Annotated in this window: 26 protein-coding genes; 11 read left to right on the plus strand and 15 right to left on the minus strand. The window is 71.2% G+C overall.

Features of this window, described 5'->3' with window-relative positions; translation table 11 throughout:
* Positions 1-24: 24 nt before the first annotated feature.
* The 6 genes from ygfZ to G412_RS0125950 all read right to left on the minus strand — a co-directional run bounded on the left by ygfZ (position 25) and on the right by G412_RS0125950 (position 4641).
* On the minus strand, positions 25-1005 hold the full coding sequence (gene ygfZ / locus G412_RS0125920; RefSeq protein WP_028814630.1) for a CAF17-like 4Fe-4S cluster assembly/insertion protein YgfZ: 981 nt from the start codon (positions 1003-1005) through the stop codon (positions 25-27).
* 10 nt (positions 1006-1015) lie between these two features.
* A complete protein-coding gene (locus G412_RS0125925) occupies positions 1016-1477 on the minus strand; it encodes a Fur family transcriptional regulator (RefSeq protein ID WP_028814631.1) in 462 nt (153 codons plus the stop codon).
* 46 nt (positions 1478-1523) lie between these two features.
* Positions 1524-2087 (minus strand): heme-binding beta-barrel domain-containing protein, encoded by a 564-nt coding sequence (locus G412_RS0125930; RefSeq protein WP_028814632.1) that lies wholly within the window; start codon positions 2085-2087, stop codon positions 1524-1526.
* A 222-nt stretch (positions 2088-2309) separates the two neighbouring features.
* Positions 2310-3134: a hypothetical protein gene (locus G412_RS0125940; RefSeq protein ID WP_028814634.1), complete on the minus strand. Its 825-nt coding sequence runs from the start codon at positions 3132-3134 to the stop codon at positions 2310-2312.
* Entirely contained in the window at positions 3131-3907 is a 777-nt protein-coding gene (locus G412_RS0125945; protein WP_028814635.1) for a hypothetical protein, read from the minus strand. Before G412_RS0125945 ends, G412_RS0125940 begins: the two co-directional genes overlap by 4 nt.
* The gene (locus tag G412_RS0125950) at positions 3904-4641 is read right to left on the minus strand and encodes a hypothetical protein (protein WP_028814636.1); all 738 of its coding nucleotides are present in this window, start codon (positions 4639-4641) and stop codon (positions 3904-3906) included. Before G412_RS0125950 ends, G412_RS0125945 begins: the two co-directional genes overlap by 4 nt.
* A 185-nt stretch (positions 4642-4826) precedes the next feature.
* On the opposite strand from G412_RS0125950, the gene G412_RS0125955 reads away from it, so the two are divergent.
* Positions 4827-5189, plus strand: a complete 363-nt coding sequence (locus G412_RS0125955; RefSeq protein WP_028814637.1) for a DsrE family protein — start codon at positions 4827-4829, stop codon at positions 5187-5189.
* A gap of 48 nt (positions 5190-5237) precedes the next feature.
* Here G412_RS0125955 and G412_RS0125960 read toward each other — a convergent pair whose 3' ends face one another.
* From G412_RS0125960 to G412_RS0125990, 8 genes are all read right to left on the minus strand, one after another.
* Entirely contained in the window at positions 5238-5498 is a 261-nt protein-coding gene (locus tag G412_RS0125960) for a DUF3099 domain-containing protein (RefSeq protein ID WP_028814638.1), read from the minus strand.
* Between the two features lie 93 nt (positions 5499-5591).
* Positions 5592-5879 (minus strand): DUF1416 domain-containing protein, encoded by a 288-nt coding sequence (locus G412_RS0125965; RefSeq protein ID WP_028814639.1) that lies wholly within the window; start codon positions 5877-5879, stop codon positions 5592-5594.
* A gap of 36 nt (positions 5880-5915) precedes the next feature.
* Positions 5916-6755, minus strand: a complete 840-nt coding sequence (locus tag G412_RS0125970) for a sulfurtransferase (protein WP_028814640.1) — start codon at positions 6753-6755, stop codon at positions 5916-5918.
* A gap of 203 nt (positions 6756-6958) precedes the next feature.
* The gene (locus G412_RS41810; protein ID WP_355721204.1) at positions 6959-7042 is read right to left on the minus strand and encodes a putative leader peptide; all 84 of its coding nucleotides are present in this window, start codon (positions 7040-7042) and stop codon (positions 6959-6961) included.
* A gap of 164 nt (positions 7043-7206) precedes the next feature.
* A complete protein-coding gene (locus G412_RS0125975) occupies positions 7207-7908 on the minus strand; it encodes an LmeA family phospholipid-binding protein (RefSeq protein ID WP_028814641.1) in 702 nt (233 codons plus the stop codon).
* A gap of 105 nt (positions 7909-8013) precedes the next feature.
* Positions 8014-9333 carry a hypothetical protein gene (locus G412_RS0125980; protein WP_028814642.1) on the minus strand — a complete coding sequence of 440 codons (1320 nt, stop codon included), beginning with the start codon at positions 9331-9333 and terminating at the stop codon, positions 8014-8016.
* Positions 9334-9343: 10 nt separating this feature from the next.
* The gene (locus tag G412_RS0125985) at positions 9344-9598 is read right to left on the minus strand and encodes a MoaD/ThiS family protein (RefSeq protein WP_028814643.1); all 255 of its coding nucleotides are present in this window, start codon (positions 9596-9598) and stop codon (positions 9344-9346) included.
* Positions 9599-9631: 33 nt separating this feature from the next.
* Complete coding sequence (locus G412_RS0125990) at positions 9632-10528, minus strand: alpha/beta fold hydrolase (RefSeq protein WP_078607372.1); 897 nt, start codon at positions 10526-10528, stop codon at positions 9632-9634.
* A gap of 220 nt (positions 10529-10748) precedes the next feature.
* Between G412_RS0125990 and G412_RS0125995 the strand changes: the two genes are divergently transcribed.
* From G412_RS0125995 to G412_RS0126015, 5 genes are all read left to right on the plus strand, one after another.
* Positions 10749-11558, plus strand: a complete 810-nt coding sequence (locus G412_RS0125995) for a response regulator transcription factor (RefSeq protein ID WP_028814645.1) — start codon at positions 10749-10751, stop codon at positions 11556-11558.
* Between the two features lie 24 nt (positions 11559-11582).
* Positions 11583-12611 carry a LacI family DNA-binding transcriptional regulator gene (locus G412_RS0126000; protein ID WP_028814646.1) on the plus strand — a complete coding sequence of 343 codons (1029 nt, stop codon included), beginning with the start codon at positions 11583-11585 and terminating at the stop codon, positions 12609-12611.
* Positions 12612-12722: 111 nt separating this feature from the next.
* Positions 12723-13739: a S1C family serine protease gene (locus tag G412_RS0126005; RefSeq protein ID WP_028814647.1), complete on the plus strand. Its 1017-nt coding sequence runs from the start codon at positions 12723-12725 to the stop codon at positions 13737-13739.
* Positions 13740-13821: 82 nt separating this feature from the next.
* Entirely contained in the window at positions 13822-14541 is a 720-nt protein-coding gene (locus G412_RS0126010) for a response regulator transcription factor (protein ID WP_028814648.1), read from the plus strand.
* On the plus strand, positions 14538-15965 hold the full coding sequence (locus G412_RS0126015) for a sensor histidine kinase (protein ID WP_028814649.1): 1428 nt from the start codon (positions 14538-14540) through the stop codon (positions 15963-15965). The genes G412_RS0126010 and G412_RS0126015 overlap by 4 nt, the downstream gene beginning before the upstream one ends.
* A 55-nt stretch (positions 15966-16020) precedes the next feature.
* On the opposite strand, the gene G412_RS0126020 is transcribed toward G412_RS0126015, so the two are convergent.
* Complete coding sequence (locus G412_RS0126020) at positions 16021-17868, minus strand: bifunctional metallophosphatase/5'-nucleotidase (RefSeq protein ID WP_028814650.1); 1848 nt, start codon at positions 17866-17868, stop codon at positions 16021-16023.
* A gap of 247 nt (positions 17869-18115) precedes the next feature.
* Here G412_RS0126020 and mshD point away from each other — a divergent pair, with 247 nt between their 5' ends.
* The 5 genes from mshD to pstS all read left to right on the plus strand — a co-directional run bounded on the left by mshD (position 18116) and on the right by pstS (position 24748).
* Positions 18116-19039 carry a mycothiol synthase gene (mshD, locus tag G412_RS0126025; protein ID WP_028814651.1) on the plus strand — a complete coding sequence of 308 codons (924 nt, stop codon included), beginning with the start codon at positions 18116-18118 and terminating at the stop codon, positions 19037-19039.
* Between the two features lie 432 nt (positions 19040-19471).
* Positions 19472-21712 carry an RNA degradosome polyphosphate kinase gene (locus G412_RS0126030; protein ID WP_028814652.1) on the plus strand — a complete coding sequence of 747 codons (2241 nt, stop codon included), beginning with the start codon at positions 19472-19474 and terminating at the stop codon, positions 21710-21712.
* Positions 21678-22814, plus strand: coding sequence for a CHAD domain-containing protein (locus G412_RS0126035; RefSeq protein ID WP_425274513.1), 1137 nt, complete (start codon positions 21678-21680; stop codon positions 22812-22814). The genes G412_RS0126030 and G412_RS0126035 overlap by 35 nt, the downstream gene beginning before the upstream one ends.
* On the plus strand, positions 22811-23230 hold the full coding sequence (locus G412_RS0126040; RefSeq protein ID WP_028814654.1) for an NUDIX hydrolase: 420 nt from the start codon (positions 22811-22813) through the stop codon (positions 23228-23230). The genes G412_RS0126035 and G412_RS0126040 overlap by 4 nt, the downstream gene beginning before the upstream one ends.
* A gap of 384 nt (positions 23231-23614) precedes the next feature.
* Entirely contained in the window at positions 23615-24748 is a 1134-nt protein-coding gene (gene pstS / locus G412_RS0126045) for a phosphate ABC transporter substrate-binding protein PstS (RefSeq protein ID WP_028814655.1), read from the plus strand.
* The last annotated feature ends 11 nt before the right edge of the window (positions 24749-24759 follow it).

Genomic DNA, 24759 nt, shown 5'->3' on the forward strand with positions numbered 1-24759 from the left:
CTACGGTCAGCGCCGAGCCCGGACCTACGGCTCTACGACGACTTCCTGCGCCGCCGCCGTGTTCCCCGCCAGCAGCTCCGCGTCCACCGGCACATTGCGCTTGACGAGCGCGAGCGCGATCGGCCCCAGCTCGTGGTGGCGGGCCGACGTGGTGACGAACCCCAGCTGGCGCCCCTCCTCACCGTCCGCCGCCAGCCGCACCGGGGTCCCCGGCCCCGGCAGCAGCACATCGCTGCCGTCCAGGTGCAGGAAGACGAGCCGCCGCGGCGGCTTCCCCAGGTTCTGGACGCGGGCGACCGTCTCCTGCCCCCGGTAGCAGCCCTTCTGGAGGTGTACGGCGCTGCCGATCCAGCCCAGCTCGTGCGGGATGGTGCGGTGGTCGGTCTCGAAGCCGAGGCGCGGCCGGTGGGCCTCGACGCGCAGGGCCTCGTACGCGAGGATGCCGGCCGCCGGGCCATGAGCCCCGGCGTACGCCTCCAGCTCACCGCGCGGCAGGAACAGGTCACGGCCGTGCGGGGTCTCGCGTACGGCCACGCCCTTCGGCACGTCGGCGATCGAGCCGGCCGGCAGGTGGACGACCGCGAAGTCCTCGGTCCGGTCGGCGGTCTCCACCCGGTAGAAGAACTTCATCGACTCCAGGTACGCGATGAGATCGCCCTGCGTACCCGGCTCGACGTGCATCCACACCGTCTCGCCGTCGTCGACGAGGTACATCGCGTGCTCGACATGACCGTGCGCGGAAAGGATCAACGCCTCGGTGGCCTGGCCCGCCGGGAGATCGCTGACGTGCTGCGTGAGCAGGAGGTGCAGCCAGCTCAGCCGGTCGTCACCGCTGACGGTGACGACGCCGCGGTGCGAGAGGTCGACGAAACCGGTGCCGCCGGCGAGCGCGCGCTGCTCGCGGAACAGGTCTCCGTAGTGCGCGGCGACACCTTCGTCGCGCCCTTCGGCGGGGACGGCGCCGGGCAGGGACAGCAGGGGGCTTGCCGGTGAGTGTGGCTGCATACCCGCCAGCCTACGACTCGGTAGTTGAAGCCTGCGACGAAGCCTGCGCCGATGCCCTCGCGGCACACTTCTCGCAGCGCCCGAAGATCGCGAAGTGCTTCATGTCCGTCTCGAAGCCGAACGTCTCACGCAGCTTGGCCGTGAAGTCGGCGGCGACCGCGATGTCCGCCTCGATCACGTTCGTACAGTCCCGGCAGACCAGGTGGATGTGGTGGTGGCGGTCCGCCAGGTGGTACGTCGGGGCCCCGTGCCCCAGGTGCGCGTGGCTGACCAGACCCAGCTCCTCCAGGAGCTCCAGGGTCCGGTAGACGGTGGAGATGTTCACACCGGACGCGGTCTTGCGTACCTCGACGAGGATGTCGTCAGGTGTCGCGTGCTCCAGGGTGTCCACGGCCTCCAGGACAAGCTGACGCTGGGGCGTCAGCCGGTAGCCGCGCTGCCGCAGGTCGCTTTTCCAGTCGGTGCTCACCACGTGCCCAGTGTAGGCAGCGCGGCGAGCGACCGACGGGGTGTCCGGCCTACTTGAAGAAGGCGATGCCGTCGTCGGGCAGGTCCTTGAGGTCCTTCGCCCACTCGCTCGGGTCGACGACCTTCTTCAGGTGCGCCGACATGTAGGGGCGGAGCTCGACGTCCGGGGTGGCCTTCTCGCCGACCCACATCAGGTCGCTCTTCACGTAGCCGTAGAGACGCTTGCCGCCGGAGTAGGGCCCCGAGGCGGCGGTGCGCGCCACCGCGTCCGTCACCAGGTCGATCTGCGGCTTCTGGTCGGCCAGCTCGCCGTACCAGATCTCGACGACGCCCTGGTCGCGGATCATGACGACCTCGACCTTGCGGTCCTTGTCGATGCGCCAGTAACCGGTCTCGCTCTCCAGCGGGCGGACCTTCTTGCCCTCGCTGTCGAGCACCCACGTGTGCGAGACGTACTCGAGGAAGTCCCGGCCGTCGTGGGTGAAGCTGACCTCCTGGCCGAAGTTGCACTTCTCGGCGCCGGGGAAGTCGGAAACGCCCGCACCCTCCCAGTTACCGAGGAGGAAGACGAGGGGGACGAGGTCCGGGTGGAGGTCGGACGGGATCTCGATCATGAGCTGCTCAGACGATCTGTGAGGGGGAGGGTGGGTTAGCGCTGACCCTGGTAGAGCTTCTTCACGGTCAGACCGGCGAAGGCGAGAACGCCGACGCAGACCAGAACCAGCAGGGCTTCGAAGAAAATCGTCAGCACGGGGTTGCTCCTTGCACGAGCGGTGGGCAGTACGGGGCCGGGCCCCAGCTTAGTCGGCGGGGCCCGGCACGGCCGTCCGGGGGCTTCAGCCGAGCAGCTGGTTCTGCAGAATCACCGACTGGTGGAAGGGCACCTCGGGAACGCCGCCCTTCCTGGCGTGCGTGATCAGCGCGATCGTGTCGCCGGACTGGATGTACGCCAGCCGTAGCTGCTCGCCGTCGTACGGCTTCGTCTCCGCGTACAGATATGCCGTCGTGTTCTCCACGAGGCCGGAGCTGGTCCACACGGGGTCGAGCTCCAGGGACGGAGAGCCCGCCGGCGGGAGACCGCTGCTCAGACCGACGCCGATGACGCGGACCTTGAAGCGTTCCGCGATCCCGGCCGAGTTGAACCGCAGCAGGTGGACGCGGGCCGTGGTGCCGTCCGGCATCGTCCAGCCACGTGCCGCGACATGGCGTACGGCGTAGTCGTCGAGCGCCAGGGCCAGGTCGGCGCGCTTCTCCTCCTCGTACGCCGCCGTATAGCGCTCCGGAGCGACCCAGCCGCCGTCCAGCTCCTTGTCCTGCTCGGCACCGGCCGGCAGGGGCAGCAGCAGGGCGCGCAGGTCGGCGTGGTGGATCTCGCCGCGGTTGCCGTCGTTGAAGGGGCGCGGGGAGCCGGCCGGCAGGGCGGGCAGCGAGAGGCGCGGATAGTCCCAGCGACCGTCGTCGCGGGTGGCCAGGCCGGGGACGTCCGCGCGGTCCATCGAGGTGATGCCGAGCGCCGTGCCGGTGCCGAGGCCGCCGCAGACGAGCAGGGCGGCGGCCCAGCGGGCGACGGCCCGCAGGGCCCTGCGGGGCGGCGCGGGCGCGGCGGCCGGCTCCACGGCCGGCTCGTGCGCCGGCACAGGGGGCGTGATCTGCTCGGTCATATGTACTCCCCCGGAGACACGATGTGGTCGAGCTGGTCCTCCACCAGCGCGGCGACGGTGGACTTCGAGAAGGGCTTCGTGCCGGACGCGGTGACGGTCACCATCAGTTCGCCGTCGTACCCGGAACAGATCATTCCGTCGAGGGCCGACTTGGCGTCCGAGCCGTTCCGGCTCTCCTGCGGCGCCATGTAACAGAACGCCTTCTTGTGCTTCTTGATCTTCGGCCCCTTGGGCACGTCGAGGAAGCGGAGCAGCTCCGCCCGGAACTGGTTCAGATCGTGGATGTGCTTCTTGTCCTTCATCCGGACGATCTGCGTGCTGACGACCAGGTCGTCTTCTTCCGAGAGGTACGACCGCAGGGCGATGCCCTGGACACCCAGCTTGTCGACCTTCCGCTCGTACTCCCTGCGCTTGGCCGCCGAGACTCCCTGACCCGCTTCCTTGAGGAGGGCCACCGCCTGCGCGCCGCTGAGTTCGGTGTCGTTGCCGTGCGACTCGATGTCGGGGCCGAGGCGGTAGCCGTCGGGGACGGGGAGCAGCAGGGCGCTGAGCTCGGTCGAGTCCCTGCCCCGGCCGACGTCGCCCGCCGGGTCCTTGGCGGGCTCGCCGTCGGTCTCCTTCCAGACGGTGGTGGGGACGGTCACGTCCGCGTTGACGACGGTGTGCCGGGTGTACGCCAGCCCGCCGCCGACGGCGCCGAGCACCAGGACAGCGGGGAGCACCGTGCCGAGGAGCCGGCGCGTCACGTTTTTGTTCACAGGCGTCTTGTTCACAGTCGCTCCAGCTGCCGCTCGGCCAGCACGCGGATGTCCTTCTTGCTGATCGGCTTGGTGTCGAAGACGTGGATGTCGGCCATGATGTCGCCGCGCTGGAAGAGGGCACGGGCCCGGTAGCCCGGCAGGTATCCGGCCTTCCGGTCCACCTTGTAGACGTAGTAGCGGCCGTTGCCGCTGCCCTTGAGCGCGTCGCCGTTGTTGCCGGCGCCGTCCTCGTCCTCGGGCATGTAGCTGTACTGGCCGTCCGCGTGCTCGGCGGCGCCGGCCACCGGGCCCGAGCCGAACTGCACGAGCCGTACGCTCACCCACCGGTTCGCGTCCTGCTCCCAGGCGGTGCCCACGAACCGGCGGAAGTCCCACGCGGCCAGTTCCCCGAACATGTAGCCCTCGCTGTCGTAGCCGCGGGCGTACGAGGTGAGGTCGCCCCGGCCGTCCTTCACCCACTCCTCGTCCGACGCACGCGCACCCGCTGGCTTGGGCAGGAGCAGCTTGCGCAGGTCCCCGTCCGTCCTGACCCGGCGGTCGTCCCTGGCGGACAGCGGCGCGGGCTCCTTGCCCTCGGGCAGGGCCTTGGCCGGGTACGCCAGTCCGGGTTGCGCCAGCGCCGGCAGTGGCGTCGGCGGCCGCTCGGCCTGGACGGTGTAGCCGGTCGCGGTCCCGCCGACGATGCCCAGCACCGCGGCGGCGGCGATGATCAGGGTTGTACGGCCCCGAGGGCGGACGCGGCGCACTGGGCGGTCGTCCGCCGGCGCGGCCGCTTCCTGCGATTCTGCTGGTTCCTGCTGATCAGGAACGTTTTGCTGAGCTTCCAAAGGGTCCCCCCACCAGACCTGAAGCGCAGGTTCCATCACCTGCGGCGCACTACAGACCAGTGAGGGGCGGCCGCGGTTGTACGGCGGCGGATTACAGTTCGGACATGGCGAAGAAGCTCGTGATCAAGGTGACCGCCGGGGCCGACGCCCCCGAGCGGTGCTCGCAGGCGTTCACGGTGGCGGCGGTGGCCGTCGCCAGTGGAGTGGAGGTCTCGCTCTGGCTGACCGGCGAGTCCTCGTGGTTCGCGCTGCCGGGGCGCGCGGCCGAGTTCGAACTGCCGCACGCGGCGCCGCTGCCGGACCTGATCGAGTCCATCACGGCGGCCGGACAGATCACCCTGTGCACGCAGTGCGCGGCGCGGCGGGAGATCACCGAGAAGGACGTGATCGAGGGCGTACGGATCGCCGGAGCCCAGGTCTTCGTCAGCGAGGTCATGGCGGACGACGTCCAGTCCCTCGTCTACTGACGGCCTGCTGCTGGTGGACTCACGGCCTGCTGCTGGGGGACTGGCGGCCTACTGGGGGCGCTTCTTGCCGTCCAGCTCGTCCCACCAGTCGTCGGACTTCGGGTCCCCGGACGGATCGTCCCACCAGCGGTCGTCCGGCCCCCGCCGGTTGGCGACCATCGCCGCGACGGGCGGGATGACCATGGCGACGAAGCACATCGCGACGGCCGCCGGCACCGACCACAGCCGCACGACGGCCCAGGCGGAGACGAAGAGGAAGACGCATCCGCCCATCAGCAGGAAGTAGGCGTGCCGCCGCCGCGCGTACATATCTCCACCGTACGACCGAAGGGCCGCACCCGGTCCAGGCAGAGCGTCCAAACCCCCTGGGGTGCGGCCCTTCGGCCAGTAGTGAAACCGTCGTCAGACGGCGATCGCGACCTCCGCGAGGCCACCCTTCTGGGCGACGACCGTACGGTCGGCCGTGCCGCCGGGGACCAGCGCGCGCAGGGTCCACGTGCCCTCGGCCGCGTAGAAGCGGAACTGGCCCGTGGCCGAGGTGGGCACCTCGGCGGTGAACTCGCCGGTCGAGTCCAGGAGGCGGACGTAACCGGTGACGGGCTCGCCGTCGCGGGTCACGCTGCCCTGGATGGTGGTCTCACCGGGCTTGATCGTCGAGGCGTCGGGGCCGCCGGCCTTTGCTCCACACATGTTGAAATCCGTCCTTCAAGTCTCAGGCGAGAGGGGTTACTTGTTGGCGCCGAGCTCGATCGGCACGCCGACCAGGGAGCCGTACTCGGTCCACGAGCCGTCGTAGTTCTTGACGTTGTCGACACCGAGCAGCTCGTGCAGGACGAACCAGGTCAGGGCCGAACGCTCACCGATGCGGCAGTACGCGATGGTGTCCTTCGCCAGGTCGACCTGCTCGGCCTCGTACAGGGCCTTGAGCTCTTCGTCGGACTTGAAGGTGCCGTCGTCGTTGGCGTTCTTCGACCACGGGATGTTGCGGGCGGACGGGACGTGGCCCGGGCGCTGCGACTGCTCCTGCGGCAGGTGGGCCGGGGCGAGCAGCTTGCCGCTGAACTCGTCGGGCGAGCGCACGTCGACGAGGTTCTGGTTGTTGATCGCGGAGACGACGTCGTCGCGGAAGGCGCGGATCGAGGTGTCCTGCGGCTTGGCCTTGTACTGGGTGGCCGGGCGCTGGGGGACCTCGGCGACCAGGTCGCGGGAGTCGAGCTCCCACTTCTTGCGGCCGCCGTCCAGCAGGCGAACGTCCTGGTGGCCGTAGAGCTTGAAGTACCAGAAGGCGTACGAGGCGAACCAGTTGTTGTTGCCGCCGTAGAGGACGACCGTGGTGTCGTTCGCGATGCCCTTCTCCGACAGGAGCTTCTCGAAGCCGGCCTGGTCGACGAAGTCGCGGCGGACGGGGTCCTGGAGGTCCTTGGTCCAGTCGATCCGGATCGCGTTGCGGATGTGGTTCTTCTCGTACGCCGAGGTGTCTTCGTCCACCTCGACGATCGCGACCTTCGGGTCCTCGATGTGGGCCTCGACCCAGTCTGCGTCGACCAGGACGTCGCTGCGGCTCATGCTGTTCTCCTCCGGGGCAGTGTGCGGCGGTTATGCGCGAGGGGCTGTGCGGGTACGCCGGTACGCGGAAGCGGGGCGGCGTACGACCGCACGGGCGGGGGTGGCCCTGACTTCGACCGACTTCGACTGAGCTTCGGCTGCGCCAGTTCGGTCGGTCGGGGGCCGGGGAAGGCGGGTGCCGGACTGTTCCGGCCAGAACCCGCTCAGACAGCGCGACAGAGCATGGCGGCGACGCGGCACAGGTCTACTGCCCGCCGCTTCGTGAGGTCCGCCTGTCGCTGCTGCATGGGACCGATCGTAGGGACGTCACGACCGGCGTGTCACCGGCGTGTCGGATGCTGAGACGCGATCGTCCGCGATGCGGGACGGGATGCCGGTGACGGACCGTCGTTCCGGTCCCGTGCACGGTCCGGGGCCGCCCGCCGCCTGAGGAGCGGACGCCGCCGTCTCACTATCCGGCGAGGCCTACGTTCGTACCGGTCACGGAGACCAGGAGCCCGTCCTCGGTCGCCTCCACCTTTTCGAGCTTCAGCCCCTCGGGCAGCCCGCCGATCTGCCGGTCGAAGTCGGTCTTCTCCCGGATCTTTGCCTCGACACCGGGGATGCCTTCGCCCGGCACTTCGTCCGCCCGCACCCGGATCGTGGTGCCGTCGACCACACTCACGCTCGACAGCACGCTCCGCTTGACCTTGCCGATGCCGGGGAGTTCGGCGGAGCCGGTGACCTTCACCTTGCCGTTGCCGCCGTAGGACACCGGAAATTCGCTGTCGGAGGCCTTGGACAGGTCCGCGTACGAGATGCGCGCCGTACCGGTCGCCAGATCCGCCGTCGCGCTGGAGAAGCCGCTGACGCTGCCGGTCACCCGCACGTCGTGCAGCGCGGCGGTCATCTCACTGATCCGGACCTTGCGGCCCTCCGCGCTCGCCTCGACGCCCGCGACGGAGACGTCGACCTGGTCGAGGTGCTTGGCGGCGACCTGGGTCAGGAACGGAAAGCCCTTGATCGATACGTCGGCCGCGCCGGTCAGGCCCTGCTGGCTCTGGACGCGCTTCGCGACCTCGGACTCGGCGAAATTGACCGCGACGCGGTCCACGATCACAAAAATGCCGCCGAGGACAACGGCGACGACCAGCAATATTCGCAGTGCACGCATGACTTACAGGTCCCCCACAACTCGTCGAGCCGGTCCGGCTCCTGCTTCTCGCGCTCGTCCAGGCCCTTTGACGAGCGCGAGCCTACTGCCAGGTAATCACAGGCGTCAGGCGACGACCCGGCCGATCAGGTAGACGGCGGGTGCGGCGGCGGCCAGCGGCAGCGCCACTCCGGCCGTCATGTGGACGAAGCGGGAGGGGTAGTCGTAGCTGGCGACGCGCAGGCCGATCAGCGCGCAGACCCCGGCCGCGAGCCCGAGCAGCGCGCCCTGCGCGCCCACGTCCGTCACCGCGCCGGCCGCGATTCCGGCGCCGGCGGCGGCCAGCAGCGCGACAACGACGGAGACGACACCGGGCAGCGGCAGCGCGCGGGCCGGCACGGCGACGGCGACGGCGATCCCGCCCACGATCACGGCTTCGGAGGCCGCCGCGAGGTGGCCTGCCGCGATGACGGCGAGGGCGGCAGAGGTGACGGTGGCCGTCAGCCCGTACATCCGCTCGTCTGCGGGGGCCTGGTTGCGCAGCTGGAGTACGAGCGTGAGCAGCACCCAGACGCCGAGCGTGCCGATGATCGCGGCGGGCGCGTGCGCGGCGTCGACGGCCAGCAGCGCGATGTCGGCGGTGACGCCGCCGAGGAACGCCAGCGCGATGCCCTGGCGGGCGGGCCACATGCCGTTCAGCCGGAACCAGCCCGCGGCGGTGACCGCCTGGAGCAGCACCAGCGGCACGACGAGTGCGTACGGGCCGACGGCCGCGGCGCCGGCGAGCAGCAGCGCGAGCACGGCGGTCAGGGCGGCCGGCTGCATTCCGGGCGCGATGATCGGCGACCGGCCCTCGGCGCGGGCGCGCTGGGCGTCGGTGAGGCGCGCGTGGCCCATGGTGGTGGGCGGGCTGTACGGCGCCGTGCCGGTGCCGGTGCCGGTGCCGGTGCCGGAGTGGGGCGAGGGAGCAGCCGGGGCGGCCGCGTGAGCCGGTTCGTACGCCGCCGAGGCCGCGTAGCCGCCCGTCGCCGGGCCGTACCCCGCCGGCGGCGCGGGTGCCTGGGCCGACGGGGGCCGGTACGTCTCCGGTGCCGGCTCGTGCGCGGGCGGCGCGGGTTCGTACGCCGCCCTCGGGGACCCGTACCCGTATCCGCCAGGGCCGCCCGCGTGCGGGTCGTACCCCGCAGGGCCCCCCGCGTGCGGGTCGTACGACGCCTGGGGTTCCTGCGGCATCGGGTACGCGCCGTTCTGCGGCGAGAGGTACGCCGTGTCGGCGGCGGCCGGGGCGGGGTCCTGCTGCCGGTACGGCTCATGCACGGGCTGGTGCTGGGTGTCCCAGGTCTGCCCCTCCCAGGTCTGGGTGTAGGGCTCCTGGGCGTGCGGCGCCTGCAGACCGTCGCGCGGGTCGTGTCCGTCGTACGACGGGTAGGGCTGCTGGTTGCTCATGGTGTGGGGGTCATCCTCCTGCGAACGGCGGGAGCACCTCGACCGTGCCGCCCTCGGCCAGCCGTACGGTCTCATGACCGCGGGTCCCGACGGGGTCGCCGTCGATGAGGAACGAACACCGCTGGAGTACGCGCGTCAGCTCCCCGGGGTGGCGCTCGCGCACCGCGTCGAGCGCCTCGGCGAGCGTCCCGGCCGTGTACGGCTCCTCTGCGGTGCCGGCTGCGGCCTTGGCCGCGGCCCAGTAGCGGATGGTGCCCACTGCCATAGCGGCGCTCCTTTCGTCGGCTTCCATGATGAGCTATGCCGCTGTCAGCCAGACGCCGATGCGGTGGAGGAGTGTCTCCTCGGCCGCGTTCTCGGCGTGGCCCATGCCGGACACGATCCACAGTTCGCTCCGGCCGGCCGCAGCGGCGAGCATCCGCGGGTGATCCAGGGGGAAGTACGGGTCGCGGTCGCCGTGGACGACCAGCAGCGGCGTCGGGCCGAGTCCGGCCGCCGCCTCGGCCGGCGAGAGCGGCACCGGGTCCCAGTCCCGGTCGTGGATCCGGGTACGGAGCCCCAGGCGCCCGACGAGCCGTCCAGCGGGCCGGGTGACCACCCAGTGCAGCCGCCGCATCGGCGCCGTACCCCGGTAGTACCAGCGGGCGGGGGCGCTGACCGCCACGACCGCGTCGGCGTGCGCGTGGGCGTGCGCCTGTCCCGCCGCGTGCGCTTCCGTGCGCCCCCCGTGCGTGCCCTCGCCGCTGTCGCCGCCGTCCCCGGCCGGGCCCCGGTACAGCGCGGCGTGTCTGACGACCACCGAGCCGCCCATCGAGAAGCCGACGGTGACCACCCGTTCGTGCCCCAGCGAGCGGGCCCAGCGGACCGCCGCCGCCACGTCGAGGACCTCCCGGTCGCCGACCGTGGAGCGGCCGCCCGAGCCGCCGTGACCGCGGAAGGAGAACGTGATGACGGCCGCGTACTGCCTGAACACCCGCGCCGCACGCCGCACCGCGGGGCGGTCGACCGAGCCGGTGAAGCCGTGCGCCACGACGATCGCCAGGGAGTCGTCACCGCCGTCCCCGCCGCCTTGCGACGGCTCGTACAGCGCCTCGATCCGGACCCCGTCGTCCGCACGCAAAACTGTGCGCCGGGAGCCGTGAGTGACCGAGGGAACACGCGATCTTCGGACTTGCCCCTCCGCTTCGGAACTCATGTGAGCTATTCTGCTGGGCATAGGACCTGGGCAACGTTGCCTCCGGGTCCTTTTGTGTTTTCTGACCGTTGTTACGGACAGATGACGCGGCGCGGTCCCAGGGCGCGGGACCAAGCCGTACGAAGCAGTGCCGCATACGTCCTCGCAGGGACCGAGGAGGAACCGACGTAATGGGCGAGCGAACCGTGCATGACTGTCCGATCCAGGCAGGTGGCGGACGATGAGTTCTCTGCTGCTCCTGACCAATGCCCTTCAGCCGTCGACGGAGGTGCTTCCCGCCCTCGGCCTGCTGCTGCACAGTGTGCGGGTGGCCCCCGCCGAGGGCCCGGCCCTTGTCGACACACCGGGTGCCGACGTCATCCTGGTCGACGGCCGCCGTGACCTGCCGCAGGTCAGGTCGCTGTGCCAGTTGCTGCGGTCCACCGGGCCCGGCTGTCCGCTGATCCTCGTCGTCACGGAGGGCGGTCTCGCGGCCGTCACCGCCGACTGGGGCATCGACGACGTACTGCTCGACACGGCGGGTCCGGCCGAGGTCGAGGCGCGGCTGCGGCTGGCGACCGGCCGCCAGCAGATCACCTCGGACGACAGCCCGATGGAGATCCGCAACGGTGACCTGTCGGTCGACGAGGCGACGTACAGCGCGAAGCTCAAGGGGCGGGTCCTGGACCTGACCTTCAAGGAGTTCGAGCTGCTGAAGTACCTGGCGCAGCACCCCGGCCGGGTCTTCACACGGGCCCAGCTCCTCCAGGAGGTGTGGGGCTACGACTACTTCGGCGGTACGCGCACGGTCGACGTGCACGTGCGGCGGCTGCGCGCGAAGCTCGGCCCGGAGCACGAGTCGCTGATCGGGACCGTACGCAATGTGGGCTACCGCTTCGTGACGCCCGAGAAGGTCGAGCGGGCGGCGGCCGAGGAGGCCAGGGCCAAGGCCGCGCGGAAGGCGACCCCTGCGGCCGTCACCCATATGGCGGGCACGGACCCGGACACGGCCGCCCGGGAGGAAGCTGCCGTACGGCCTGCCCAGCGGTAGGTCACCACGCGTAGACTGCCGCGCGTGGCCAAGGTGACGCGGGACGATGTGGCGCGACTGGCGGGGACTTCGACCGCGGTCGTGAGTTACGTCATCAACAACGGACCCCGGCCGGTCGCCCCGGCCACGCGCAAGCGTGTCCTCGCCGCGATCAAGGAGCTCGGCTACCGGCCGGACCGGGTCGCGCAGGCCATGGCGTCCCGCCGCACCGACCTCATAGGCATGATCGTCCCCGATGCGCGGCAGCCCTTCTTCGCCGAGATGGCGCACGCGGTCGAACAGGCCGCCGCCGACCGCGGAAAGATGGTCCTCGTCGGCAACTCCGACTACCGCGACGAGCGCGAGGTCCACTATCTGCGGGCCTTTCTCGGCATGCGGGTCTCCGGTCTGATCCTGGTCAGCCAGGGCCCGAGCGAGTGGGCGGCCTCCGAGATCGACGCGTGGGACGCCCGCGTGGTGCTGCTGCACGAGCGGCCCGAGACGATCGACGACGTGGCGGTCGTCACGGACAACATCGGCGGCGCGCAGCTCGCGACCCGCCACCTCCTGGAGCACGGTCATCCGTACGTCGCCTGTCTGGGCGGCATGGAGTCGACCCCGCTGGTCGGTGACCCGGTGGCCGACCACGTCGTGGGCTGGCGCCGGGCGATGCGGGAGTCGGGGCGGTCGACCGAGGGCCGGCTCTTCCACGCTCCGTACAACCGGTACGACGCCTACAAGGTGGCCCTGGGGCTGCTGGCGGGACCGGACCGGCCGCCCGCGATCTTCTGCTCGACGGACGACCAGGCGATCGGCGTGCTGCGGGCCGCGCGCGAGCTGCGTATCGACGTACCGGGCGAGCTGGCGGTGGCGGCGTTCGACGACGTGAAGGAAGCGGCGCTCACCGATCCGCCGCTGACGACGGTGTACTCCGACCGGCCGGCGATGGCGCGGGCGGCGGTGGACCTGGTGCTGGACGACTCGCTGCGGGTGGCGGGGTCGCGGCGCGAGCGGCTCAAGCAGTTCCCGTCGGCGCTGGTGGTACGCCGCTCCTGCGGCTGCCCGGCGACGTAAGAAGCAGCGCGCGCGACGCCCCTTCGCCTTTATATGGGGCATACACGGTTCTGTCGGGCTTCTCAGCGGCTCCTCAGACGGTTCTCATAACCGCTGGCCAAGCTCGGGGACATGACCGAGAGCCCCCGCCGCAGCGGCGAGTACCCCGAGCCCGAGCAGCAGCCCTACGCCTTCCCGTACGGCGGTGGCGGCGCGTATCCGCCGCCGCCCGCGTACGCGCCGCCGCCCCCGGCGGCGCACCGGCGGGCCCGCCGGCCGGTCGCCCTCATCGCCGCGGTCGCCATCGTCGCGGCCGCGATCGGCGGCGGGACGGCGGCCTTCGCGGAGCGCCTGGCCGGCGCGGACTCAGCCGCCGGCGGCAGCGGCGTCACCGGTACGAACGTCTCGCAGAGCAGCAAGGGCACCGTCTCCGGAGTCGCGCAGGCCGTGAGCCCGAGCATCGTGGAGATCAACGCGACGTCGGCCTCCGGCGACTCCACCGGCTCCGGCGTGATCATCACCGCCGACGGCGAGATCATCACGAACAACCACGTCGTCTCGGGGGCCTCCTCCGTCAAGGTCGGGCTGAGCGACGGAAAGACGTACACCGCCGATGTCGTCGGCACCGACCCCGACAAGGACCTCGCCCTCATCAAGCTCCGGGGGGCGAGCGGCCTGAAGGCGGCGATGCTCGGGAACTCCGACGACGTGAAGGTCGGCGACGAGGTCGTGGCGATCGGCTCGCCCGAGGGGCTCACCGGGACCGTGACCAGCGGCATCGTCTCCGCGCTCGACCGGGACGTGACCGTGTCGAAGGACGAGAACCCGGGCCAGGACCAGCAGGACCAGCAGGGCCAGGGCGGCAGCGGCCAGTGGCCGTTCGAGTTCGGCGGCCGGCAGTTCAACGGCGACACCGGATCGTCGAAGACGACGTACAAGGCGATCCAGACCGACGCCTCGCTCAACCCCGGCAACTCCGGCGGCGCCCTCATCAACATGAACGGCGAGATCATCGGCATCAACTCCGCGATGTACGCGCCGAGTGGAGCGAGCGGTTCCACGGCGGGCAGTGTCGGTCTCGGTTTCGCCATCCCCATCGACACGGTCAAGGCCGGCCTGGAGCAGCTCCGCGCCGGGGGCGACGGCTGACATCCGTACCGTGCGAGGCTGAGAGCAGCCGACCAGCAGCCCCGACCACTCGCATCTCCCGAAGGCAGGCCGAGGAAGCCCGATGAACACCCCCGCCGAGCGCATCCTGATCGTCGACGACGAGCCCGCCGTGCGCGAGGCTCTTCAGCGCAGTCTCGCCTTCGAGGGGTACGGGACGGAGGTCGCCGTCGACGGCATCGACGCGCTCGCGAAGGCGGCGTCGTACGACCCCGACCTGATCATCCTCGACATCCAGATGCCCCGCATGGACGGCCTGACGGCGGCCCGCCGCATCCGCTCGTCCGGCGACAAGCTGCCCATCCTGATGCTCACCGCCCGCGACACGGTCGGTGACCGTGTGACCGGGCTGGACGCGGGCGCCGACGACTACCTGGTGAAACCGTTCGAACTGGACGAGCTGTTCGCCCGCATCAGGGCGCTGCTGCGGCGCAGTTCGTACGCCGCCGGGGGGCCGGCCGGCGAGGAGGCGCCGGGCCACGTCCTGTCCTTCGCGGACCTGCGGATGGACCTGGCGACGCGCGAGGTGACGCGGGGCGGAAGGCCAGTGGAGCTGACCCGCACGGAGTTCACCCTCCTTGAGATGTTCCTCGCGCACCCGCGCCAGGTGCTGACGCGCGAGCAGATCCTGAAGGCGGTCTGGGGCTTCGACTTCGAGCCGAGCTCGAACTCCCTCGACGTGTACGTCATGTACCTGCGCCGCAAGACGGAGGCGGGCGGCGAGCCGCGCCTGGTGCACACGGTGCGGGGTGTGGGGTACGCGCTGCGGGGCGGTGAGGCGTGAGCGGTGCGCTGCGCAGGTTCCGCGCGCTGCCGCTGCGGTCCCGGCTGGCGCTGCTGACGGCCACGGCGGTGGCGATCGCGGTGGCGGCGGTGGCGGCGGCGTGCTGGTTCGTGACGCGGGTGCAGTTGGAGGATCAGCTCGACCGGTCGCTGCGCGGCGTCAAGGTCGACGCGGACGTGGTGCGCAACCTCAGCCTCGGGTGCGCGGGCGGCACGGCCGCCGTGCAGCCGATCGGCACGTACGTGGTGCAGCTCGTCCCGCTCTCCGGCGAGCCCTGCACCCTCCCCGGCGCCTCGCGCATCCCCGTGCGGGACGGCGACATCGCCGTGGCCGCCGGTCAGCAGGGCGACGCGCTGCACACCACGGAGAACGCCGACGGCAAGGACATGCGGGTCTATACCTACCCGTTCCGCGAGTCGCAACAGGACCTGACCCCCGGCCCCCCGTTCGCGGTCTCCATCGCCCGCCCGATGAGCGAGGTGGACGATCCGCTCAGCTCCCTCGCCTGGGTGCTGCTCGCGCTGTCCGGCATCGGTGTCCTCGGCGCCGGCGCCACCGGGCTCCTGGTCGCCCCCGCCGGCCTGCGCCCCGTCGACAAGCTGACCGACACCGTCGAGCATGTGGCGCGTACGGAGGATCTGACCGTACGCATCCCGGTCGAGGGCGAGGACGAGATCGCCCGCCTCTCGCGCTCCTTCAACGCGATGACCAGCGCGCTCGCTTCGTCCCGCGACCGCCAGGCCCAGCTCATCGCCGACGCGGGCCACGAGCTGCGCACGCCGCTCACCTCCCTGCGTACGAACGTGGAACTGCTCGCCCGCAGCGACGAGACCGGCCGGGCGATCCCCTCGGCCGACCGGGCCGCTCTCATGGCCTCCGTCAAGGCACAGATGACCGAACTGGCCTCTCTCATCGGCGACTTGCAGGAGCTTGCCCGGCCCGACACGGCCGACCAGGGCAGCCCGCTGCGCGTCGTCGCGCTCCACGAGATCGCGACCGCCGCCCTGGAGCGCGCCCGTTTGCGCGGCCCCGAGCTGACGATCAACGCGGACCTCTCCCCCTGGTACGTACGGGCCGAACCGGCGGCGCTGGAGCGGGCCCTGGTCAACGTCCTGGACAACGCGGTGAAGTTCAGCCCGCCGGGCGGCACGGTCGACGTGACCCTGAAGAACGGGACACTGACGGTACGCGACCACGGCCCCGGCATCCCGGACGCCGAACTCCCCCACGTCTTCGAACGCTTCTGGCGCTCCCCGTCCGCCCGCGCCCTGCCGGGCTCGGGCCTGGGCCTGTCGATCGTGGCCCGCACCATCCAGCAGTCGGGCGGCACGGTCACCCTGCACCGCCCGGCCGGCGGCGCCGGGGGCACGCAGGCCCTGATCACACTGCCGGGAGCCCCGGCACCACCGCCCGGGACAACGTGAAGCGGGGCGGCGCCCGGTCCTCCGGATGCCGCCCCGCCGCATGGTGTGCCGCCGGCTACTTCACGACCGTGATGCGGTCGGCGGCCGGGGGTGTGATCGGTGCGGCCGCGCTGGAGTTCTTCGCCAGGTAGGCGTTGAAGACGTCCAGGTCGGAGGCTCCGACCAGCTTGTTCTTGTGCTCCTTGAAGACCGGGAAGCCGTCGCCGCCGCCCGCGAGGAACTCGTTCATCGCGACGCGGTACGTCTTCGCCGGGTCGAGCGCGGCGCCGTTCAGCTTCACCGAGGCGACGTCGATGCGGGCGGCGCCCGTCTTCGTCATGTCCAGGGTGTACGTGAAGCCCTTCGACACCTGGAGGATCTTCGGCGAGGCCTCGTTGCCGCCGCTGACCTGCTGCTGGAGCGCGGTGATCAGCTGGGCGCCGGTCAGGTCGACGACGTTCATCATGTTGGTGAACGGCTGGACGGTGAACGCCTCGCCGTACGTCACCACTCCGTCGCCCTCACTGCCGCTGGCCTTGAAGACGAGGTCGGAGCGGATCCCGCCCGGGTTCATGAAGGCGATCTGCGCGCCGCCCTTGTCGGCCGGGGCCAGGCCCTCCAGTTGCGCGTCCGCGATCAGGTCGCCGAGCGGCTTCTCGGGGGCCGTGGAGCCGCGCCCGTTGATGTCGGCGGAGATGAAGCCCTGCGGCTTGCCCGCGATGGGGGCGGCCAGCTTGTTCCAGCGGCCGATGAGCGAGGTCATGTCCTTCGCCCAGATCTTGGCCTGCTCCTGGTCGCGGACGACGATGTGGTTCGCGCTCTTGACGCCCGTACGCACGATGTCCTTGGTGCGGCGGTCGTAGGTGAGCGTGGTGTCCGTGTAGAGCTTGCCGTACGAGGACGCCGACGTGACCATGCGCGGCTTGCCCGACGGGTCGGGGACGGTGCACACGTACGCCTGGTGCGTGTGCCCGGTGACCAGCGCGTCGACCTTCGGCGTGATGCCCTTGGCGATGTCGGTGATCGGACCGGAGATGCCGTCGCCGGGGCCCGGCGAGTCGCAGTCGTAGTTGTACGACGAGGAGGCCGGCGAGCCGCCCTCGTGGATGAGCGCGACGATCGACTTGACGCCCTGGCGGTCGAGTTCCTTCGCGTACTTGTTGACCGTCTCGACCTCGTCGTGGAACTTCAGACCCCTGATGCCGTTCTCGGTGACGATTTCCGGAGTGCCTTCGAGGGTCACGCCGATGAAGCCGATCTTGACGCCGTTCTTCTTCCACACCGTGTACGGCTTGAGGATCGGCTTGCCGGTCTTCTCGTTCGTCACGTTCGCGGCGAGGTAGGGGAAGTCCGCGCCCTCGAACTCCTTGCCCTTCTCGAAGCAGCCCTCGACCGGGTGGCAGCCGCCGTTCTGTATGCGGGCCAGCTCGGTGGCGCCCTCGTCGAACTCGTGGTTGCCGACGGCCGACACGTCGAGGTCCAGCTTGTTCAGTGCCTCGATCGCCGGCTCGTCGTGGAACAGCCCCGACAGGAGCGGGCTGGCGCCGATCATGTCGCCGCCGGCGGCCGTGACGGAGTACCGCTCCCCCTGCCGCGCCTTGCGCAGCGAGGTCGCCAGGTGCTCGACGCCACCGGCCGGGATCGCCTTCGTGGTCCCGTCGGGCTGCGTCTCGTGCACCGTGCCGGCCGAGCCCGCCGGGGGCTCCAGGTTGCCGTGCAGGTCGTTGAAGGACAGCAGCTGTACGTCCACGGTCCGCGAGGGCTTCGGCGCGTGCCGGGCGTCACCGCCGTCCCGGTCGGCGTCCTGCGCGCCGGAGGCCGGCAGCGCGGCGACGAGGGCACCGAGGGTGGCGAGTCCGGCGGCGGAGGCGAGTATGCGCCGGGTCGCTCGGTGGCTGCGGGTGGTACGAGGGTTCGCTGACATCGGTCCCCTTGTGAGTTCAGCGTGACGGACGAACCGCAGCCTAAAGTCAACGCGCGTAGCGCGACAGGGGGTGACGGGTTACGAGCTGGTTGCCTTTGGCGGTGCGTCAGCCGCTGGGCGGCGGTCAGCAACCTCGGCGGTGGTCGCGTACGCACTGCGCGGGCACAACCACCGGCTTGCGTCGAATGACGGCGACCAGAACCGCACAACGCCCCTGTCGCCCCACCGCCGCCGTACGCTCGTACTCATGACGACTGACCCCTCGACCGCCTTCCTCAGGAAGATCCAGACCCTCGACGCGCTCGACGAGGCGCAGGCCCGGGAGGTGCTGGCGCTGCTCGACGAGGCCGCCCGCGTGGACGGCATGCAGGCCGTCTCCGAGCAGGGCCGGCTCCAGTTGCGCGGCGGGCACCGGGAAGGCATCCGGCATTTCCTGCTGTACGTCGGCGACGGCCCCCTCCTCGGATACGCGCAGCTGGAGGACACCGACCCCGTCGAGGCCCCGGCCGCCGAGCTGGTCGTACACCCCTCACACCGCGGTCACGGGCACGGCCGCACCCTCGGCACGACCGTGCTGGACGCGTCGGGCAAGCGGCTGCGGGTCTGGGCGCACGGCGGAAAGGCGGCGGCCCGGCACCTCGCACAGGTGCTCGGGCTCACCCTCTTCCGTGAACTGCGCCAGATGCGCCGCCCGTTGAGCCCGCTGGACATCCCCGAGCCGGTCTACCCGGCCGGCGTGAGCCTGCGCACCTTCGTGCCGGGGCAGGACGACGCCGCCTGGCTGGCCGTGAACGCCGCCGCGTTCGCGCACCACCCCGAGCAGGGCGGCATGACGCAGCGCGACCTGGACGACCGCAAGGCCGAGCCCTGGTTCGACCCCAAGGGCTTCTTCCTGGCGGAGCGCGAGGGCGAACTCGTCGGCTTCCACTGGACGAAGGTGCACGCCGAGGAGCAGCTCGGCGAGGTGTACGTCGTCGGCATCCGCCCCGACGCGCAGGGCGGCGGCCTCGGCAAGGCCCTGACCGCGACGGGCCTGCGGTACCTGGCGGCACAGGGCGTGCCGACCGCGATGCTGTACGTCGACGCGGACAACACGGCGGCGGTGACGGTGTACGAGCGGCTCGGCTTCACCACGCACGAGACGGACCTGATGTACCGCACGGAGTCGTAGCCCGCCGTAACCAACGGAGCAGGGGGCGCGAGTTGACACCGCCCCGACCACCTCGGACACCGTTGGGCCCGACGGCGCCCCGCGCGGACCCCGTCGGGCCCTCCTGCGCATCCACCGCGCCGCCCTGCGGGCAGCCCTCGCCGTCCTCGTCCCGGCGGCGGCGGTCACGGGATTCCTGCGCGGGCGGCTGCCGCCTTCCGGGTACTTCGCCGCAGTACGGCCTGACCGGACCGGTGGGAGACCGGGGCCGGGGCCCCGCGAGGCCCCGGCCCCGAATCCTGCACGTCATGTCTCCGTTACCGCGCATTCAGACACGCTTGCGACCCTCACGGAATGCAGCCCGCTGTGCCACCCTCCCCGAACGGGAGAGCCTCCCGCACATCACCCCTTCTCGGCGCGCCCGGCACCCCCGGCGCGCGGAACAATGGGGTCATGAGCCAGCAGCCGAGCGCCGATGCCCCTGTCCAGCATGCTCAGCCGTCCGTCGGTTCCATCGCCGCGCACCGCCCGCACACCCTGGCGGGCTCCCCGGTGACCAATCTGGATCCCGACATCGACGCTGATCTGGACGCGTACGCGGAGTACGCGGAAGGCGCCGCGGCCGACACGGAGCTGCCGCAGGGCCGCTTCCTCGACCGCGAGCGCAGTTGGCTGGCGTTCAACGAGCGGGTGCTCGAACTCGCCGAGGACCCGGCCACGCCCCTCCTCGAACGAGCGAACTTCCTCGCGATCTTCGCCTCGAACCTGGACGAGTTCTTCATGGTCCGGGTGGCGGGCCTCAAGCGCCGTATCGCGACCGGTGTCGCCAGCCGGTCCGCGTCCGGCCTCCAGCCCCGCGAGGTGCTGGAGCTCATCTGGACCCGCTCGCGCGAGCTCATGGCCCGGCACGCCGCCTGCTACCAGCAGGACATCGCCCCGGCCCTCGCCGACGAGGGCGTGCACCTCATCCGCTGGCCCGACCTGACCGAGAAGGAGCAGGCGCGCCTCTTCACGCTCTTCCGCCAGCAGATCTTCCCAGTGCTGACACCGCTGGCCGTGGATCCCGCGCACCCCTTCCCGTACATCTCGGGGCTGTCCCTGAACCTCGCCGTGGTCGTACGCAATCCGGTCAGCGGCCACCGCCACTTCGCCCGCGTCAAGGTGCCGCCGCTGCTGTCCCGCTTCCTGGAGGCGTCGCCGCAGCGGTACGTACCCCTTGAGGACGTCATCGCGGCGCACCTGGAAGAGCTCTTCCCCGGCATGGAGGTGCTCGCGCACCACATGTTCCGGGTGACCAGGAACGAGGACCTCGAAGTCGAGGAGGACGACACCGAGAACCTCCTCCAGGCCCTGGAGAAGGAGCTCATGCGGCGCCGCTTCGGGCCGCCGGTGCGCCTGGAGGTCGAGGAGTCGATCGATCCGTACGTCCTGGACCTGCTCGTCCGCGAGCTGAAGATGTCGGACGCCGAGGTGTACCCGCTGCCCGGCCCGCTGGACCTGACCGGACTGTTCGGGATCGCCGCGCTGGACCGGCCGGAGCTGAAGTTCCCGAAGTACATCGCGGGCACCCACCGGGACCTCGCCGAGGTCGAGTCGGCGTCCGCGCCGGACGTCTTCGCCGCCCTGCGCGAGCGCGACGTACTGCTGCACCACCCGTACGACTCCTTCTCCACCTCCGTGCAGGCGTTCCTGGAGCAGGCGGCGGCCGACCCGGACGTCCTGGCGATCAAGCAGACGCTGTACCGGACGTCGGGCGACTCCCCGATAGTGGACGCGCTGATCGACGCCGCCGAGTCCGGCAAGCAGGTCCTCGTCCTCGTCGAGATCAAGGCCCGCTTCGACGAGCAGGCCAACATCAAGTGGGCCCGCAAGCTGGAGGAGTCCGGCTGCCATGTCGTGTACGGGCTCGTCGGCCTGAAGACCCACTGCAAGCTGTCTCTCGTCGTCCGCCAGGAGGGCGACCAGCTCTGCCGCTACTCGCACGTCGGTACGGGCAACTACCACCCCAAGACGGCCCGCCTCTACGAGGACCTGGGGCTGCTGACCGCCGACCCGCAGGTCGGGGCGGACCTCTCCGACCTCTTCAACCGCCTGTCGGGCTACTCGCGCCGCGAGACGTACCGCCGGCTGCTCGTGGCGCCGAAGTCGCTGCGGGACGGCCTGGTCGCCCGGATCAACAAGGAGGCCGCGCACCACGAGGCGGGTCGTCCCGCGTACGTCCGGATCAAGGTCAACTCGATGGTCGACGAAGCGATCATCGACGCCTGCTACCGGGCGGCGAGGGTGGGCGTGCCGATCGACATCTGGGTACGCGGCATCTGCGCGATACGCCCCGGAGTCGCCGGCCTCTCGGAGAACATCCGGGTCCGCTCGATACTCGGCCGCTTCCTCGAACACTCACGGATCTTCGCCTTCGGCAACGGCGGCGAGCCCGAGGTCTGGTTCGGCAGCGCCGACATGATGCACCGCAACCTCGACCGCCGCATAGAGGCCCTGGTGCGGGTCAAGGACCCGGCCCACCGGGCGTCCCTGAGCCGGCTGCTGGAAACCGGAATGTCCGATTCGACGTCCTCCTGGCACCTCGGCCCCGACGGCAACTGGACGCGGCACGCGGCGGACGCCGACGGACAGCCGCTGCGGCATGTACAGGAGATGCTCATTGACGCCCGGAGGCGCCGGCGTGCAACACCGTGACACCGCATCCCGACCCCGGACCGGCCGGCGGCCGGACACCGGCCGGCCCCCGGCGGAGGCGGGCGAGATCCTGCCCGCCGAAGCCCTGGCGGAAGCCCTGTCCGCCCGGCAGGCCCCCTCACCCGACCTCCCCTCCCGTGAGGTCCTGGCGCCCTACCTGCACGCCCGCGCCGCCGACTTCCTGCGCAGCCTGCGCGTGCACCGCGAGAGCGGGCAGGACCCGCAGGGAGCGGCGGACGCCGCTGAGGCGGCCCGCGCGCTGCGCGGCTCGGCGCGCCGGATCAGCGGAACACTGCACACGTTCCGGCCGCTGACCGACACCGGCTGGGCCGACACCCTGCGTGCGGAACTGGGCTGGCTCTCCGGCACCCTGGCCCGCGAGCACGCCTACGCCGCCCGCCTGAACCGGCTCCTTGAGGCCCTGAACCGGCTCTCGGGGGCCGGGGGCGGCGCGGGCCGGGCCACCGCGCCCCCGGCGCGCGGTGGCGGGGCGGAGCCGGGGGGTTCGCTGACCGTCGGGGCCGCGCGGGCCGGTGCGCTGCTGGAGCGGCAACTGACGCTGGCCAGGACGCGGGCGCACTCGGCGGCGCTCCAGGCGCTGGGTTCCTCGCGGTTCCACGCGGTCGCCGACGCTGTGGCCTTACTGGCCTCGGACGTTCCGCTCGGTCCCGCCGCCGCCGCGCCCGCCGCCGAGGTGCTGACGCCGCTCTCTACGGGCGCCGAGCAGCGGCTCAGGGAAGCGGTGGCCGCACTGCCGCTGCGGCGCGCCGCGCACCCGTACAACGCCGACGCACTGGTCCACGGCCTCGGCGCGGCGCCCAGCAGCGAGGCGCAGGACGCCCCCTGGCACCACGTACGCCTGCTCCTGCGCCTGCACCGCTACGCGCAGGAGGTCGTCGCCGGCCCCGTCGACGCGCTCCCCGCGGCGCGGGCGCTGGACCGCCACCGGGACGCGGCCGAGGCGGCCACCGCGGCGGCGTCGGCCGCCCGTACCCCGCGCATCGCCCCGGCGACGGCGTACGCCCTGGGCGTCCTCCACGCCGACCAGCGGCACGAGGTCGAGGCGGCCCGCTTCGCCTTCCAGCAGCTGTGGCAGCCGTGACCGGCCTCCAGGACCCGGTCCTCGCCGCGGGGTGCGTGCTGTGGCGCCGGTCGCCGTTCGACGGCGGCCTGGAGATCTGCCTCGTACACCGTCCCAAGTACGACGACTGGTCGCACCCCAAGGGCAAGCTCAAGCGCGGCGAGGACGCCCTGGCCGGCGCGGTGCGCGAGGTCCTGGAGGAGACGGGCCACCACTGCGCGCCGGGCGCGCCGCTGCCCACGCTGCGGTACGTCGCGAACGGCCGCCCCAAGCGGGTCTCGTACTGGGCGGCGGAGGCGACGGACGGGGCGTTCACGCCGGGCGACGAGGTGGACCGGATCCTGTGGCTCTCCCCCGCGACGGCCAAAAACCGCCTGACGCAACCCCGCGACCGCCAGCTCGTGGACGCGCTCCTGGACTCCCTCCACTACATGTGACACGTACGCCGTCCTGCGCACCACGCGGAACGGGCGGTCGGCCAGGAAACGCCGCGCATCGGTGCAGACCGCTGCGTTTCGGGCGCTACGGGCAAGGGGAGCATTCCCCGGCACGAAACCCGCACGCCACGCCGGTCACACCCTGCTCCCCACCCTCATCGCCCACTGCGGGACGCCCACGCACACCACACCGTTCGGCACGGTTCACCTCCCGTTCACTCTCCCCCGTCGGCGGCTTCACCTGTTCTGCCTAATTTCGGACGTACACGGTGCGAGGCACATCGCGAGATGACCTCCTCCCTGTGTAGCTGGGACTCGACTCACCTACCTCTTCGCACGCCGCCACCACCCAGGCCCGGCGGCTCCTGGAAGGAACACCCGAAAGTGAAGCTTCAGCGCAAGAACCGGCTTCGCGCCACCGCGCTCGGCGCCCTCGCCGTCTCCGGCGCCCTGGTACTCACGGCGTGCGGCTCGGACGACAACACTGGCTCCACCGGCGGCTCCGGCGAAACCAAGGCCGCCAGCAACATCAAGTGCGACGATGCGAAGGGCCAGCTCCTCGCGGCCGGCTCGACGGCCCAGAAGAACGCCATGGACCTCTGGGTGAAGAACTTCCAGGCCGCCTGCGAGGGCACGGAGGTCAACTACCAGGCCATCGGCTCCGGTGGCGGTATCACCAAGTTCAACCAGGGCCAGGTCGCCTTCGCCGGTTCCGACTCGGCGCTGAAGCCCGACGAGGTCGCCGAGTCGAAGAAGGTCTGCAAGGGCGGCCAGGGCATCAACCTGCCGATGGTCGGCGGCCCGGTCGCCATCGGTTACAACCTGGAGGGCGTCGACAACCTGGTCCTCGACGCCAAGACGCTCGCGAAGATCTTCGACTCGAAGATCAAGAAGTGGAACGACCCGGCGATCGCCAAGCTCAACCCGGACGCCAAGCTCCCCAGCACCACCATCCAGGCCTTCCACCGCTCGGACGAGTCCGGTACGACGCAGAACCTGGGCAAGTACCTCAACACGGCCGCCGCGAGCGACTGGAAGTACGACCCGAAGTCGAAGTCGTGGCCGGCCGAGGGCGGCCAGGCCGCCAACGGCTCCTCCGGCGTCGTCTCCAACGTCAAGAGCACCAACGGCGCGATCGGCTACTTCGAGCTGTCCTACGCGACCGCCAACAAGCTGAACACCGTCAAGATCGACACGGGCGCCGCCGCCCCGGTCGAGGCCACGACGGAGAACGCCTCCAAGGCCATCGCCGCCGCCAAGGTCACCGGCACGGGCAAGGACATGGCCCTGTCCCTCGACTACGCCACCAAGGCCGAGGGCGCCTACCCGATCGTTCTGGTGACGTACGAGATCGCCTGCGACAAGGGCAACAAGGCGGAGACCCTGCCCGCCCTCAAGGCCTTCCTGAACTACGCCGTCAGCGAGGACGGCCAGAAGGTCCTGGCCGACGCCGACTACGCGCCGCTGCCGACCGAGATCGCGGCCAAGGTCCGCGAGATCGTCCCCACCCTCTCCTGACCCGGCCGCGG

This window comes from Streptomyces flavidovirens DSM 40150 (assembly GCF_000429085.1).
GTDB lineage: Bacteria > Actinomycetota > Actinomycetes > Streptomycetales > Streptomycetaceae > Streptomyces > Streptomyces flavidovirens.